Raw genomic sequence first — 15,861 nt, forward strand, 5'->3', positions numbered from 1 at the left:
TGCTTCCATTATCACTTTCTTAATTATTGATGGTATTCAAAAATAAGCAAGTTAAATTTTATGACTCAATGTATGAGTCCAGAGTATTAGATATAATATTCAAGAGATCGCAATAATAGCTACAAATTAGCAGTCAGTATAATCCGATAATTTTATTCTATTAACAGCCTATTAGCATCACATTAATAATCCATAAATTTGTTTTACGTTTTTTGAAATGCAAGCTTTAATTGAGTCACTAGGCTTATGTTTTTAAAGTTGAAACTAGCGCTGACAAGCAAGATTATGTTTATTTTATTATATCTTTGCTATAAATTTACCTTAATTCTTCTTCATTCTTAGATAAATCTGTTATTAATCTAGGAATAAATATTGCTAAAAACTTAAAAAACACAACCACTTCCAGCAACCAAAACCAAGGGCCGTGAGAAGAGTTTGTTTTGGGATCTCATGGTCTACCAAACGATACATACGAACTTTTTTGTATTCTGACTTTGCTATACGCTAAAACTAGCCATATTAGCCCATTTTGTCCATATATACATACGAACTGTTTTGCCTAAGCTTATGGAAATAATTTAAATCTTCTATTTTTATAACCTTATTTTTACGCAACTTGTTCTCAAAAATATACGATCTTTTTTGAAGGAGTAAACAATTGAATTGTTTATAACACTAGCTAGCATGGTATCTTCACTAAAATATTTTTTGAAAAAGTTAATTGACTTATAAATAATTCTCTACTAATACTGGCATGTGTTTGTTTATTCTGCTGAAGTTGCTCCATACAGGTTTGCTGTAAAAACTTCAGCAGTTTCCGTACTCCTTTAAAGCATAATCCATCACGCTCTTAATAATAGTGATATCAAATATAGGTCTTAACTATTTTAATCTATAGTAAAATTAGCTCAAATTTGCAGTCATAAGCAACTTTTAACCTATCTACATACTCCATTGTTACTCACCATAAAAACTTAACAAAAATATGAGTAGTAAAAAGATTGTGTTGAAATTAGCTTGACCAATATTATATATTGTACATAATATATTCTATATCTAGGCTAGGAGGTAGTATGGATACAGAGTCAGTAAAATATGTTGTAGAATCTATCAGTGAACAAAAGCTAGGAGAGGAATTAAATACTGAGCCATGGCATTCAAAAATTGAGCGTAATAGCAATGAGGAACCAACGCCTGAAGATGACATAACAGATTTAGATGATTATAGTTTGTTTGTTCAAGGAATAAGTAATCGTTCGGAATGTTATGACCTTGATCAGAGACATGAAACTAGGGAGGCTGTTGACACATGTGTAAAACATACATTGTCGTATCAGAGTGAAACTGATGATAGTGATTTATATTGGAAAAATTACTCTATTAGTCCAAGAGACTCTGCTTTAATTAAGTTAGATCTACTACTGACTGAAAGTGAGAGAAGTCTAATTGATGAATTTCGTAAAGAGTTAAAAGATGTAGTAACAAAAAATGATCAAGGTTATAGGGATAAGCATGAAAATTTTACAAACACTGCTTTAGAGCGTATAGAGTGCATAACAAATAAATATTTGCAAAAAGGGATAAGACTCAATTCAAAATATAACGATGATAAGTATACTATAACAAGTTTAATTTTTAAGGAAATAAGAAATATCCCTGATAGAATACGACAGCATAAGGGATTACCACCTTATGAGAGTTTATCAGACGATAGTGAGACTATAACAAGTTTAGTTTCTAAGGGAATAAGAGATATTCCTGCCTACGAGGGTGTATCAGATGATAAAAATATAGGTATTATACGCAATATCATGAGTAATTTACTATTAAAAGGTGGAAGAGTAAAATGCAGTTCCTTTTATGATGATAAGTTATTGTATGCAACTTATGGGTTCAGTTATGAGATTTTTGCAGAACGTGAAGAAATCGATAACAAGCTAAAAAGTGTAGCAGATGAAGGTATTATAAACAGTAGTGCCCAAGGCAAAGCTTTACACGTAGAAATGGATAATGGATATTTTTATGTAAAATATTCGCAAGATAGCACTGTTGAGGTTGCAAAAGTTATAAATAATCCAAAAGTGAAAGATTTAAGTTTTAGACATCATATATTTCATGTTGGAAAGAGTATAGTAAGAGTTGAAAATGTAGGAGGAAAAAGAAATTATACAGACGTTTTAGAAGGTGGCATTGAAATGTCTTTTACTACTGAAGTAGGAAAGATTAGTATTCATCTACGTTCTAGTGATAAAGACAACAATAAAATTGAAGTAAAGATAAGTGACGATGACAAGAAGAAACTTGATCAATTAAAAGATAAGGAAGAAATAGGAGAAAATTGCTTACTTGGTGGATATTCAGTACATGATGCGATTAAACGAGGATATTTTGAAAAACATGAAACACTACGTCAATCTTCTGAAAAAATTACCTTATCTAATGAAAAGAAAAAAAATAGTTGGTGTGAGATAGTAACAAATTCAAAACAGACAACAAGCCGTACTGTAGGGTAAATGCTAAACTGCTTGATTGTCTAAAGATCTTATATTACTCACCATAAAAACTTCACAAAAGCTTAACGACGTGAGTAGTAAAAAGATTATGGTTATTGACTTAATGTTACATATCGCATACAATGTATCATATATCTTAGCTTAGAGGGATAAGTATGGGTGAGTCTACTGGGATAGTAAAATCTATTATCAATCTACTAAAACCAAAATCCAAACCAGAGCCATCTGATTTTGAATATGAATCAATTATAGAACATCTATCATCTAAAGAGCATTTATTAAATGCACTGATGAATGATATGTGGTACTCAGGAGATTTACCATCAGTTAGAAATTATAATGAACCATCATCTTTGATAGATAGCAAACTTGGATTAAGTGAACAGATTTGTGTTTGGTTTGCTCTAGATCACGATCTTACGCCAAGTCAAAAAAATTTAAACAAAAAGTTACTTAGTGCTCTAAAATGTTTAGCTTCTAACTGTGGTTCATTTGATAATACTGAGCCCCTTGAAGAATTTTTACATGATAATAGAAACAATAAAGATTTAAAAGTAATTCTTAACCTAAGAAGAGGAGAATCTCAATCAACAGTATTGCATGCGATTGCAGGAGCAAACATTGGTGGATTTCGTCGCACAGGAAATCAGGCTATAGATTTACTCTTAGAAGCAGGTGCAGATCCTAACATACAAGATAATAAAGGAAAAACACCACTATACCTTGCTGCTGCTAAAGGTCATTACGATAATGCAAACTCTCTTCTCTTGAAAGGAGCTAACCCTAATATAACAAGTAGAAAGGGGAGAACTCCACAACAAATAGCAACTAATAAACTCTGCTATAATATAGAAGAATTATTTCTAACTGATAAACAGAAAAAGTTAAATGCAGAATTGTATGACTTACTTGTACTCGATTCAGACTGCACTAAAAATTTAAAGGAGTTTTTAAGTAAGCATAAAAGAGATTCAGACCTAAAAGTGGTGCTAAATATTCGGCAAGGAATGGGTGGATCAAAAGTGTTTTCGTATGTTGATCGTTTTTCTTGGGACAATGAAGGTCTTATTCAAGAGTTAAGAAAGATATTTTTAGAAGCAGGAGCATTAGATTATGGTATAAATATTTATCGTCAGCAAAAGGAAGGACAGGCCAGTAAATTACTCGTTAATTTAACTTCAAATCAAAAGGAGAAGTTAAATAAGTTTTCTGATAAGGTATTTCGAGCTCAAAACATGGCTGAACTTGAAAAGATTGTAAACGATGCTATAAAGTCTGGTGTACGATTAAACTATTCTCTTTCACAAGATTTCTTTTCAGGTAATGAGTACACTTTTACCGATTATGTGATGAAAAAAATCAGTGAGTTGGAAAAAAATCCTAAAGTTTCTAGTAGTATAATATGTCAATTAGTATCAAAAGGGGCAGTGTTTGGTAATACAGTTGATGCTAACACACTGACATCAGAATTTAAAGAGCATAAAACTAACCTAAAAAAAGCTTATATAGATTATGTTAGCAATTCTCATAAGTTTATTGAAATCGCAAAAAGTGCAACCAATAGCGAGCTAAAAGATGCAAGAATAGACAACTCCGTTTTTTACTTAGAATATTCTAAAGATAGTAAAATAGACATTATAAAGATAACAGATGGGGTAAGGGATTTAGGTCTAACCGATGGAGATGTAAAATGTGGAAGAAATATAGTAAAGATCGGTAAAAGTGAAGTAGAAATTAAAACTGAAGATGGCATAAGGAATTACACAGATCTTACAGAAGGTAGCAGTATAGCATTAACTTTCTATACTAGTTTGGGAAATGTAGACGTTAGGCTGTATCCTGACGTACAGAATAAAAGCAAAATTATAGTAGAAGTGAGTAATAGAGAAGAAATATTAGAAAAATTCAAAGGTCGCGAAGAAGAGTTAGGCAATGATTGCGAGCTTGGTAACTACTGGGTCTACGATGCTATTGAACAGGGATATTTTGAAAGATCTGGTGGATTAATGCGTCCTGAAGTAATAAGCGAGTCTAACAACAAATGGACAGAACGTGAAGAGTTAAGAAGGGTTTCTAGGGAGGAAATTACTAGGTAGAAAGTATTAACTAAGATGATTAGTAATCTAAGAAACGAATTGTCTTAAGCTCTACACGGGAGTGTTAAATAAACCATACGCGTCAAGTTAAGAGATTGTGAGCAAATTTAGAGAGGTTAAAGTGGATACTCTAGCCCTTCTACGTTTGTCTTTTAATGAAAATCGCGACCAAGTTATAGTGAGTTTTTTAAGAAATGCTTTTAAACTATTAATTTTGGTTAATACTAAAAATAACTCTCTAACCCGCCTTTTTAGCTCAATAAATGCCTTTGTTAAGCTAAGTTCTGTATTCTTTTTCACTTCTGTGCAACCAACTATGCCGTGAAATATAAGAATTGCGCACAATTTAGCATATAGTTCACATAATACTCTGCATGGCTTTCCTTTTAGCTTATCAAGCCTGATATGGCTTTTATACAATTTAAATAATAACTCAATTTGCCACCTTACTCTGTAAATCGTTAATACTTGCTCAGCACTAATTTTATTTTCTGGAACATTAGTTATAAATATTGACCAGTTCAACAATTTTTGATTTCTTTTAGAGGATGTATATCCCTGCGATCTTGCTAATCTATTAGCTTTCCTTCTTCTGGCCATAGACTGTTCTTCAGTTAGTTTCTGACATATAATTCTTACTCTAATTTTTGCTTCTTTTCCTAACAATACCTCGTTTTCTAAAAATAACTTATCCTCTAAACATTCTAATAACTCCATTTTTTGATTTGTTTCTACATCATATATGTTGGTATCGGATTTATAACGACTTATGAAATAAGCTCCTATTTCATTGATTTGTTTAAAAGAACTTGGCACAAAATAACCGAGATCAGATATTAGCAAATCATTGCTTAATATATTACTTAAATGTTTCCTATATCCCTGGTCTGATCTTACCCCCTCCGTTAAATTAAGTTGGTCTATTATCTGATTCATGTAGTCGAAAACTAATTGTAACTTTATTCCAGACTTAGTATTGCTTTCATAGCCACTGTAGCTAGTACCATAACCTTTATACATCTCTTCCATACTGTTAGGTAGAGTAATATAGCTACTGTCCAATAATTTAACACTATTAAATTGCTGTAAGATTTTGCAATCAACTTGCAAGATATTTTTAAAGAGAATCACAGATTCATTATACATCCTTTTCATAAATTCCACTGCTTCTTCAGTAAATCTAAAATCCAAACCTTGTTTTGTTATATCTATCGAGTCCTCGTTTAGTAATTGACACATTGTTTCTACGCTACAATTATCAACTCCTATATTACCCAAGACCATGGCTTTTACGAATGATGAACCTTTTAGCTTTCTCTTTCTTTTTATAAACCTTGTTGTAATTGAGATTTTCTCTGCTTTTTCATTAAAAAATTCTTTGAGCTTTTTTGATAAGCAAGTTATTTTATTCATTGGTTCTCTCACTAAAAGTATATCTGGGAGAACTTATACCTTATTATTCTATCTCTTTCATACCTTTATTTCCTTAACTTGACGCGTATGGGGTATTGTGCTAATGCAGCAAAGTATGTACTACAGAACAATATTTCTAGGCTTAAAGAAGACAATAAACTCGCCAAACTGTTTGCAGACAAGATTAAGGAAATTCCACACATAAAACTGGTACTACCTTATCCAGAAACTAATATAGTAAGCTTTAGTATAAAAGCACTAAATGTAACTAATGAGGTTTTCTTGAGTAAGTGCCAAGCTTATGGTTTATTGCTTTTTCCTTGGCTCGAGTCTCATATAAGAGCAGTTACCCATCTTGGCACAAAGGAAACAGACATCATGAAAGCTGCTGAAATTATAAAGGAGGTTGTGTTAAATTTAATATGAGAGTAAAAATAGATTTCTTTAGCGATTCAAACACTGACCCTTCAGCTAAAATGAGGGAAGCGATGGCTAAAGCAAAAGTTGGAAACGAAGCTGCATGTGAAGATCCAACTGTGAACGAATTAGTGGCAACCGCATGTAAAATATTAGGTAAACCTGCAGGAATCTTTTTGATTTCAGGAACGATGTCCAATGTAATTGCTTATAAAGTACACATTCAAAGACCTGGTGATTACTTGCTGCTTGATGAAACTTCACATCCACTCATAGTACAATCTGGCTTGATCGCAGCCCAGGCACATGCTACTCCTTTGCCCATCAAAGGTACAAGAGGAATATTTACTGGAGAACAAATTGTTGAGTTTATTACTCGTCCTAGTTTAAGAAATATTCCGAGAGTTGGGCTTGTTTCTATCGAACAAACGACAAATTTTGGTGGTGGAGCTGTGTGGCCTTTAGAATATATTCAAGAGATCTCAAGTCTCTGCAAAGAGAATGACGTATTCACTCATTTAGATGGAGCAAGACTGTTCAACGCTTGTGCTCATACTAAAATATCTCCAAAGGAGTATGCAAGTTATTTTGATTCGGTATTCATTGATTTTAGTAAAGGATTAGGTGCTCCAATGGGCGCAATATTGCTTGGAAGTGAAGATTTTATTGAAAAAGCTTGGTACTATAAGTTTCAAATTGGCGGAGGTATGCACCAAGCTGGCATTATTTCAGCTGCATGTTTATATGCTCTACGTAATAATGTAAATTCTTTAGAAGAAGATCATAAAAAAATGCAGCACCTTATAGAAGGCCTAGACTCCATAGATCAAGTTATAATTGATATCGACCTGTATAAAACTAATATAGCGTATTTTTCATTACGTACTAATTGCATATCTACTCAAGAATTAATAAACGTACTAATGACAAATTATGGAATTAGAATGGCTAACATCAAAGGTAAAATCAGAGCTATAACACATAGAGATATAAGCTATGAAGATATTAATACTACTGTATCTGCTATAAGAAAGATACTAAGTAATTTTCTGCACTAATTGTTTGCAAACTTCTTGTCAAACAATATTATACCAATATAGTATTATGCTAGCATCTGCATAGAGCTATTTGGGAATAGGTGTGAACTTTGTCTTCTTTCAATATTTACTATTCTTCTGTGGATATATGCTGCTTTATTTATCAAGACAAAGTATACCAATTGCTCTACCACTGTTAATAGATACTGACCATGTAAAATTAAGCTATTTTTTTGCCTGCTTTTCTTTTTTTTATGGAGTATCAAAATTTGTTAATGGAATAATCATGGACTCCAAAAATAATCCATTATTTATGTTTGGGCTATGCAATATTGCAACTGGATTATTAACCATTGGTATAACTTTATCATATAATAATCTAACTTTATTACTGTTAACATTAATATTATTAGCTTGGACACAAGGGTTAGGTTGGCCAGCTATTACCAAGTTTATGGTTACAAACTCTAGCATCTCTTCAATTGCATCATCATGGGGAGTTATGAGCGCATCTCAGCAACTTGGTTCTTGTATTACTTTAATTGTATTACCAAGTATAATTAAAATATATAATGCAAAAAGTGCATTTTTGTACTCTGGTTTCTTATGCTTACTTTTTGGAATTTATATAATATTAAAGGCATATTACAAAGAAAGTGCCAACTTTACTACCTATTATAAGGTGCAGAAATCTCAAATAGGTATCAAGGTAACAAGTTCCATATGGTTTCTATGTTGTGCTACTTTTTGTGCTTATATTATAAAAATGGGAATCTTCTTTTGGTTTCCTATAATTTTAAAGAATAAATTACAAATTTCTCTTGTACAATCCTCACTAATAACCTTACTATTACCCACAAATAAAAACATAGTATTGTATTTACTCAAATAATTTAATTTTATTAACCTGAAAGCTTATTAGATTAAAATTATTAAACTAAGAGTTATAATTTTAGCAACTAAAAGCTGTAAATTGCACCATATAAACAGTTATTTCAAGCAAAAGTTATGCCATTAAGAGCTATGCAACAAACATTTATATTTGTGGGTAATAGTAAGACTAATAACAGGCGTATATGATTTAGGTGGAATCCTTGGAACTTTAATAACAGGAAGAATTAGTGATATGTACTTCTTTCAAAATAGAAGCTTGCTGGCATCACTTTATATGTTGGGTATAGCACTCACTTTTATTGCAATGAACTTTGGTCAAAACATAATTCTTATGAACCTTGGTGCAATCTTATCAGGATTCTTTATATTTGGAGTGCAAGTACTGACAGGTGTTATAGCTGTAGAAATTGCTCCACAAAATAATGTGTGTGCAATTGTAAGCTTAACAGGATTATTTGGGTATATTGCAAGTTCAATATTTTCATGCGTGCTCTTAGGAGTACTTGTTAAGCACTGTGGTAACAGTATTATGTTTTCATTTTTTTCCATTTGCTCTGTTGTTGCACTCGTTTGCTTTTCCATACTATCAAGCAAAGATCTAAAAAAACTAAGTAAAGCGGTGTAAAAAAAATTTCTCAACAGTTAAACTTTGTAGATAGATTTTTTACCCAAGGAATAAACATGGTAACCATATCTTAGTAATAGCTCGCTATCTAATAAATTACGGAAATCAAAAACATTAGGTGCAGCCATAATACTCTTTAAACTTGCAAAATCTTGATTTTTAAATTCTTTCCACTCCGTTAATAATAATAAGGCTTCCGCGTCTCTTGCAGCCCCTATAGCATTGTCTGCGTACTCTATATCCTTTAGAACTTGCCTAGCATTATCCATCCCCATTGGATCATATGCAGTAATTTTAGCCTTGTTATTCACTAACAATTTTGCAATATCTATAGCTGGGCTATTTCTTACATCATCAGTACCAGACTTAAAAGTTAGCCCCCATATTGCTATTTTTTTATTTTGGACTCCATTTAATACATATTCTACCTTTTTAGCAACGTTTGTTATATGATTATAGTTAGATTCTTTAACTGAATTTAAAATTTGTAGCTTAACATTGTAGTCTTCAGCAAGCCTTAATAAAGCTGACAAATCCTTAGGAAAACATGATCCTCCAAATCCTGGACCAGCTTTGAGAAATTCCTTACCTATTCTATGGTCCATTCCCATACTGTTAGCTAAAAGGTCAATGTCTGCTCCTAATAGCTCACATAAACCTGCCATCTCATTGATAAAAGCAACCTTTGTTGCTAGAAAAGCATTAGAAGCATATTTAATCATTTCAGCAGTAACTGTATCAGTGACTATTAACGGAATATTCTTATCTATAAATGATCTATATATAACTTCTAGTTTTGCTCTAGCTAGCTTAGTTTTTACTCCTATTATTATCCTATCTGGGTATAAAAAATCTGATACTGCAGAGCCTTGCTTGAGAAACTCTGGATTAACCCCCAAATCAAAGTTATAGCCCTTATTAGATAAATAATTATATATATTTTCTGCAGTACCAGGAGGAACAGTTGACTTTATCACTATTAAGCAATCTTGATTAACTCTCTCAGAAACTTCACTTACTGCATTATATACATTCTGTAAATTTGCATTTCCTAGGGAGTCTGATGGAGTATCTACAGTTATAAATACTACTTCTGTATTGGGATTTATTTGAAAATACGAATCGAAAAATCTTATCCTTTGTGACTTTATATTATTCTCTAAATAATCTGCTAATCCAGGTTCATATAGAGGAATTTTCCCTGATTTCAAAAGTTCAATCTTCTCAGTATTTATGTCAATGCAATCAACTTTATGGCCCTGCTCAGATAACATTGTACCAGATACTAATCCTACATACCCTACTCCTATAATAGTTATGTGCATTTTATTATCACCTTAAAAATATAGCTTAGCATCTAAAATAAATACCATTAACAATTATAAACTTTTGTTGTTACATTATTTTTCTTAATTGCCTTACCTTCCGAATAAGCTATAAATAAGGTTGATGGTATTAATATCAAAGTACCATATAAAGCACTTTTATCAGGTAATTCATTAAATATAACGTATGTTACTATTGCAGAAATTATTAGCTCTATGTATCTATACGGTGCAAGTGCAGTAGCATCAGTAAGAGCAAAAGCTTTTAACATGAAGAACAGAATTAGGTTTGAACTTATTCCTAAAATCAGCAGTAATACTAACTCCAACAAGGAAGGCATATGCCAATAAAATAACAAAGGTGGAGTAGAAAAAATAGTTGTCGTTAGAGCTGAATAAAATAACATACTTATTACTGACTCTTTTATTACAAGTTTCTTATTAAGTATATCCAATATAGCAAAGATCAATGCAGATACAATAAAAATAAGAATTTTAGGATTAAAATCCTCACTATAAGCTTTAGTAGTAATAGCAATACCAATAAAACCAATGACAGCTACTACCCATCTTTGCCAAATTATATTTTCTTCCAGAAAAGGAATTGCAAGAAGTATAACAAATAATGGTATAGAAAAACTTATAATCGTTGCAGTTACTATGGGGAAAACAGTCAACCCGTAAGTCCATAAGGTCATTCCACAAAACAACAACCCACCCCTGGTTATTTGAGTAGATATTTGACTTGTTTTAAAAGTTTCTATTCCATAGTAAAACATAAAAGGTACAAGGGTAATAGTGGTAAACAGAAAGCGGAAAAAATTATTTCAAAACTCTGAAGATGTAAACTTAGATATTTTGATATAGTATCATTAGCTACACTACTAAGTAAGCTAAGTATAAACCAGATAACCCCAAACAAATAAGCTCTCAATCTGTAATCCATAAAGCTTCTGATTTAATAGATACGATGTACTCATATAATTTTACTACAAAACTAATAATATAAAAGTTTTCTGATGTACGTCCCCAGAATGTGATCGTAAGGGTCCATTATAAATAATTCGGGAAATTTCGTCTCTGTAGACATATTAAGAGCTATGTAACGAACGTTTGTATTTGTGAGTAATAGTAAGGCTCAAGGTAAGGAAAATGCTAGTGAGGTAAAGTAGAATAACGTTGATTTGATAATTTAAGCTCATTCCCTCTTGCTACATCTCTCTTTAAATATCTCCTCTTTTGCAGCAGGTCTATAGAATTATACAGAGTATTTTATCTTCCAATACAGGCAATCTTGACGTTCTTACATGGCATTTCTTCTGTTCTTGAACTTTTTCCCACTCTGGGCGCACTTTTTCTACAACCTTTTCGAATTCTTCTATTTTCAAACCTGTTACATCTCGAAAATTTCTCGGATGTTCTTTTAGATTATGGTAGTTTAAGCTCATCTTCCCTCTCTATTCTCTTGCTATACCTCCCTATTTTATAACCATTCCTACTCTTTTGCAGCAGGTTTAAAGAAATACTAAAGGCAAAAGATACGCTTGCGTAGTTCGAAAGCTTTCTATAGGATAAGTCTCACCTGATTTACAAATAGAATTGTTATGTTAGATGTTTGCTATTTATTCTTAAGCTCATTTTAACAGCATTTTGCTTTTTTTAGTATGTAGGGGTTTTCTAGGAATTATCCTATTGAATTCTATGATATTATTTTTTGTAACATTGTTATACATATCATGAAACTGAAGCTATTTATTTATCTTCGCAATCTCTGCAGTGGATTAATGACAAAAAAACTTAATGTATTTGGCGTAAATCATGCTTAATTTTTTGCACTATGTGCACCTCATGTCTTTATCAAATTTCTAGCTACACAAGCTGAAATACGCTATTTAAAACATCAAAAAACGCCAACTTAAAAAATGGATAGTGAATAATTAGCTACCCTAGGGTTTCTTTGCCTTTTTTTCTGTTTAGTAAATTTCTTAACGTTTATAATTTAGATTAGTTGCGGCTTAAAAGCGGCTGAGTCACGGTTATTAAGCGTTTAGAATAAAAAAACGCCATACTTGAAAGTATAATGTAAGTAATTAGCCAACCATCGGGCTTTTTTTGCCTTTTTTTTCGCTTGGTAAATTTTTTAATACTTAGATTAGTTGCAATTTAAGAGACCAGAAATGGTCAGTGCTTGGCACTGGAATAACGTCCTCCTTTGTTATCCCAGTGCCCAGACACTGGGATCCAGGAAACTTAATTGCAAGTAATGCATTGGATTTGGTGAGTATGGGTTTTATGTTATAGAATGAAACACTTTTGGTGAATTTGTAAAGAAAACTGGATCCCAGTGTTTGGGCACTGGGATGACACCATTCTTTTTCCTGGATTCCAGACTGGAATGACACCATTTGTTGTGTTTAACAAAGTTCGTACTTAGCTTCATATTAGCCGTAAATATTTAAGAAATTTACCAAACGAAAAAAAAGGCAAAAGAAGCCCTGGGGTTATTATCCGCTTTAAAATATTGGCGTTTTTTATGTTTTAAACGCTTGACAAGCGAGATTCAGCCGCTTTTAATTGCAACTAACCTACGCTGCAAATGTTTAAGAAATTTACTAAGCAGAAAAAAAGACAAAGAATCCCCGAGTTAGCTAGTCTTTTACTATCTCTGTCGAGTATTGGCATTTTTTGATGTCTTGTAACGCTTTATAAGCGCGTTCAGCTTATTTAGATAAAAATCTAGATGTAGATGAAGTTTTGTAAAGACATACAGTATCTATATACTGCAAAAAATTGAACATAAGACGCCGATACATTAAGTAATCCTTACCTTTTAATCTGCAGATTGGCGAAAGCAAATACAATAGCTTCAGTTTCATGATAAGAGGGCTGGCGGAGTTTGTCAAGCAAGTTTTTTCGTTTCTATTCCCAATAAAAGTTTGTTATATTGTTATGCAAGAAGTCTAATGAATCGCGGTATGACGTCTTAGCTATAGATGCTGGTTTGTGTGATTTCAAGAGAAGTTTAGTAGATAAGTTGTGTTTTAAACCAGATTCGGTATTTTAAACTGAACATTTTCAGTAATACCACCTGGCATAACTGAAATTTTTACACTCAGGTTTACTTTTAGGTAGTCTATTAATTCATCAACTAATATGTCAGGAGCGGAAGCACCTGCAGTGATCCCTATCTTTTCTACGCCCTGAAACCAGCTTTTATTCACACAGCTGTAATTATCAATCAAGTAGGCTCTTTTTCCTCTAGCAGTGCACAGATCTAATAAGCGGTTTGAATTTGAGCTATTTTTACTTCCTACAACTAATACCATGTCTACAATTTCAGCTAGCTTTTTAACAGCATTTTGTCTATTTTGCGTTGCATAGCATATGTCCTTTAAATCTGGACCTGTTATGCCTGGAAACCTTAATTTCAAGGCAGCAATAATGTCACGGGTATCGTCGATGCTTAACGTAGTTTGTGTAACATAAGACAAATTATCTGGATCTTTAACCTTTAAATCATATACATCCTGCAAAGTTTGCACTAAAGTGATAGGATTGTTTACTCTTCCCCTAATTCCCTTAACTTCTGGATGGTTTTCATGCCCAATGAGAATTAATTCTTTACCACTGTTTTCATACCTTTTTGCTTCTTTATGCACTTTGCTAACTAAAGGACATGTTGCATCAATCACTTGAATACCCTTTCTTTTTGCCTCATCTTCTATATTTTTTGATACTCCGTGCGCGCTGAAGATCAGTATTCCTTCATTATCTTCAATTTCCTCGATACTGCTTACAAAAACCACTCCTTGTTTCTTAAAGTCCTCTACTATATATTTATTGTGAACAATTTCGTGTAGCACATAAACTTGGCGCTCGTTTTTGTATTTTTCTAAAGTAATAGCTAATATGTCCACAGCTCTTTTTACCCCGGCACAAAAACCTCGTGGTTCAGCTAAGATGATTTCCATTTTTGTCAAATCAAGTAAATATGCAAGCATTACTTAAAAATAAGCTCCGCTCACTGTGTTTTATAGTACCATTATTTATATTTTATATAATAATTATTTTTCGCATATTCTCTTTAACATTTGATCAACCTACTACTTCAGAAAATTTTAGAAAAGATAATATAGTACATAAACAACCTGATATTTTAGATAGAAATGGAGTGGTAATAGCAACAAATGTGCCCACAACATCACTATATATAGATGCAACCAAAGTAAAGAATCCGGAAAGTATAGCAGCACAACTGTGTTCTACTTTGCATGACCTCGAATACAAGAACTTATATAGAGTACTTACTTCAGAAAAGAAATTTGCTTGGATAAAGCGGCACTTGACTCCAAAAGAATTACTAGCGATCAAAAACGCTGGTGTACCAGGAGTAAATTTTTATGACGACATAAAGCGTATATATCCTCACAGTAATTTATTTTCACACGTGCTTGGTTACACTGACATAGATGGCAATGGTATTGCAGGAGTTGAGGCGTATATAAGTAAAAACAATGAGCAAGAAAAGCCCATAATACTATCCTTAGATACACGAGTGCAAAGCATAGTGCATGAAGAGCTAACTAAAGCTGTAAGCAGATATCAGGCACTTGGCGGAGTAGGAATTGTTTTAAATGTGAGAAATAGTGAAGTCATCTCGATGGTCAGCCTACCTGATTTTAATCCCAACTTACAGAATAAGGCAGAAGACATACAAAAGTTTAATCGTGCCAGTCTTGGGGTATATGAGATGGGGTCAGTATTAAAATACTTTACAATAGCCGCAGCGCTTGATGCGAACGCTACAAAAACTAGCGATTTATATGACGTATCAACACCAATCACCATTGGAAAGTATAAAATTCATGATTTTCATAAATCTAAAATTCCAAAAATTACTGTGCAAGATATATTTGTAAAATCATCCAACATTGGTGCAGCAAAAATTGCAGTCAAACTAGGTATTGAAAAACAGGTAGAATACTTTAAAGCTATGAAGCTATTTTCTCCTTTGAAAATAGAAATACCAGAAAAATCCACACCGATAATCCCGGATAAATGGAGTGAAAACACTTTAATAACAGCATCTTATGGTTATGGCATAGCTGTAACTCCTATACATCTTGCACAAACTGCAGCAGCATTAATCAATAATGGGATATTTCATAACGCAACCTTGATGTTGAATAAAAGAAGTATAGGAGAGCAAATTATCTCAAGAAGAACTTCCAGGGAAATGAGAAAATTATTACGTGCAGCAGTAACAGATGGCACTGGCAGAAAAGCAAAAATAAAGGCATATTCAATAGGAGGAAAAACTGGATCGGCGGAAAAAGTTGTAGATGGTAAATATAGCAAAGATGCAAACATAGCATCATTTATAGGAGTGCTAACTATGCTTGACCCAAGGTACATAGTGCTAATTGCTATTGATGAGCCTCAAGGGATGCACCATACCGGGGGAATAATTGCTGCGCCTATAGTAAAGAACATTATAAATAGAATAGCGCCTATACTAAATGTTACACCTGAGATGTAAAA

The 15,861-nt window shown here is 32.6% G+C and carries 10 protein-coding genes and 2 pseudogenes; 7 read left to right on the forward strand and 5 right to left on the reverse strand.

Annotated features, from left to right (window positions below):
* Window positions 1-1,073 precede the first annotated feature (1,073 nt).
* On the forward strand, window positions 1,074-2,513 hold the full coding sequence (locus OPR50_RS01710) for a hypothetical protein (protein WP_264376879.1): 1,440 nt from the start codon (window positions 1,074-1,076) through the stop codon (window positions 2,511-2,513).
* A gap of 155 nt (window positions 2,514-2,668) precedes the next feature.
* Window positions 2,669-4,609: an ankyrin repeat domain-containing protein gene (locus OPR50_RS01715; RefSeq protein WP_265024180.1), complete on the forward strand. Its 1,941-nt coding sequence runs from the start codon at window positions 2,669-2,671 to the stop codon at window positions 4,607-4,609.
* Window positions 4,610-4,696: 87 nt separating this feature from the next.
* On the opposite strand, the gene OPR50_RS01720 is transcribed toward OPR50_RS01715, so the two are convergent.
* The gene (locus tag OPR50_RS01720; RefSeq protein ID WP_264339118.1) at window positions 4,697-6,022 is read right to left on the reverse strand and encodes an IS4 family transposase; all 1,326 of its coding nucleotides are present in this window, start codon (window positions 6,020-6,022) and stop codon (window positions 4,697-4,699) included.
* An 84-nt stretch (window positions 6,023-6,106) separates the two neighbouring features.
* Here OPR50_RS01720 and OPR50_RS01725 point away from each other — a divergent pair.
* The 4 genes and pseudogenes from OPR50_RS01725 to OPR50_RS01740 form a co-directional block, all read left to right on the forward strand.
* Window positions 6,107-6,448 (forward strand): annotated as a pseudogene (locus tag OPR50_RS01725) (threonine aldolase family protein); the annotation flags it as partial.
* On the forward strand, window positions 6,445-7,497 hold the full coding sequence (locus OPR50_RS01730) for a threonine aldolase family protein (RefSeq protein ID WP_006280070.1): 1,053 nt from the start codon (window positions 6,445-6,447) through the stop codon (window positions 7,495-7,497). The pseudogene OPR50_RS01725 and the gene OPR50_RS01730, both read left to right, overlap by 4 nt.
* 127 nt (window positions 7,498-7,624) lie before the next feature.
* Entirely contained in the window at window positions 7,625-8,368 is a 744-nt protein-coding gene (locus OPR50_RS01735; RefSeq protein ID WP_406830177.1) for an MFS transporter, read from the forward strand.
* Window positions 8,369-8,518: 150 nt separating this feature from the next.
* The gene (locus OPR50_RS01740) at window positions 8,519-8,995 is read left to right on the forward strand and encodes an MFS transporter (protein ID WP_265024183.1); all 477 of its coding nucleotides are present in this window, start codon (window positions 8,519-8,521) and stop codon (window positions 8,993-8,995) included.
* Between the two features lie 17 nt (window positions 8,996-9,012).
* Here OPR50_RS01740 and OPR50_RS01745 read toward each other — a convergent pair whose 3' ends face one another.
* The 4 genes and pseudogenes from OPR50_RS01745 to ispH form a co-directional block, all read right to left on the reverse strand.
* Window positions 9,013-10,320 (reverse strand): UDP-glucose dehydrogenase family protein, encoded by a 1,308-nt coding sequence (locus tag OPR50_RS01745; RefSeq protein ID WP_265024184.1) that lies wholly within the window; start codon window positions 10,318-10,320, stop codon window positions 9,013-9,015.
* 47 nt (window positions 10,321-10,367) lie between these two features.
* Window positions 10,368-11,266, reverse strand: a pseudogene (locus OPR50_RS01750) (DMT family transporter).
* Between the two features lie 304 nt (window positions 11,267-11,570).
* Complete coding sequence (locus OPR50_RS01755; RefSeq protein WP_265024185.1) at window positions 11,571-11,768, reverse strand: hypothetical protein; 198 nt, start codon at window positions 11,766-11,768, stop codon at window positions 11,571-11,573.
* 1,593 nt (window positions 11,769-13,361) lie between these two features.
* Window positions 13,362-14,291 (reverse strand): 4-hydroxy-3-methylbut-2-enyl diphosphate reductase, encoded by a 930-nt coding sequence (gene ispH / locus OPR50_RS01760; protein WP_264339733.1) that lies wholly within the window; start codon window positions 14,289-14,291, stop codon window positions 13,362-13,364.
* Between the two features lie 2 nt (window positions 14,292-14,293).
* On the opposite strand from ispH, the gene OPR50_RS01765 reads away from it, so the two are divergent.
* The gene (locus OPR50_RS01765; RefSeq protein ID WP_265024186.1) at window positions 14,294-15,859 is read left to right on the forward strand and encodes a peptidoglycan D,D-transpeptidase FtsI family protein; all 1,566 of its coding nucleotides are present in this window, start codon (window positions 14,294-14,296) and stop codon (window positions 15,857-15,859) included.
* Window positions 15,860-15,861 lie beyond the last annotated feature (2 nt).

Source organism: Wolbachia endosymbiont (group A) of Epagoge grotiana (assembly GCF_947251775.1).
Taxonomy (GTDB): Bacteria; Pseudomonadota; Alphaproteobacteria; order Rickettsiales; family Anaplasmataceae; genus Wolbachia; species Wolbachia pipientis.

Bases quoted from the DNA above. Each gene is read 5' to 3' on its own strand.
- OPR50_RS01710 (WP_264376879.1), top strand. From the start codon at position 1,074: ATGGATACAGAGTCAGTAAAATATGTTGTAGAATCTATCAGTGAACAA.
- OPR50_RS01715 (WP_265024180.1), top strand. From the start codon at position 2,669: ATGGGTGAGTCTACTGGGATAGTAAAATCTATTATCAATCTACTAAAA.
- OPR50_RS01720 (WP_264339118.1), bottom strand. From the start codon at position 6,022: ATGAATAAAATAACTTGCTTATCAAAAAAGCTCAAAGAATTTTTTAAT.
- OPR50_RS01730 (WP_006280070.1), top strand. From the start codon at position 6,445: ATGAGAGTAAAAATAGATTTCTTTAGCGATTCAAACACTGACCCTTCA.
- OPR50_RS01735 (WP_406830177.1), top strand. From the start codon at position 7,625: ATGCTGCTTTATTTATCAAGACAAAGTATACCAATTGCTCTACCACTG.
- OPR50_RS01745 (WP_265024184.1), bottom strand. From the start codon at position 10,320: ATGCACATAACTATTATAGGAGTAGGGTATGTAGGATTAGTATCTGGT.
- OPR50_RS01755 (WP_265024185.1), bottom strand. From the start codon at position 11,768: ATGAGCTTAAACTACCATAATCTAAAAGAACATCCGAGAAATTTTCGA.
- ispH (WP_264339733.1), bottom strand. From the start codon at position 14,291: ATGGAAATCATCTTAGCTGAACCACGAGGTTTTTGTGCCGGGGTAAAA.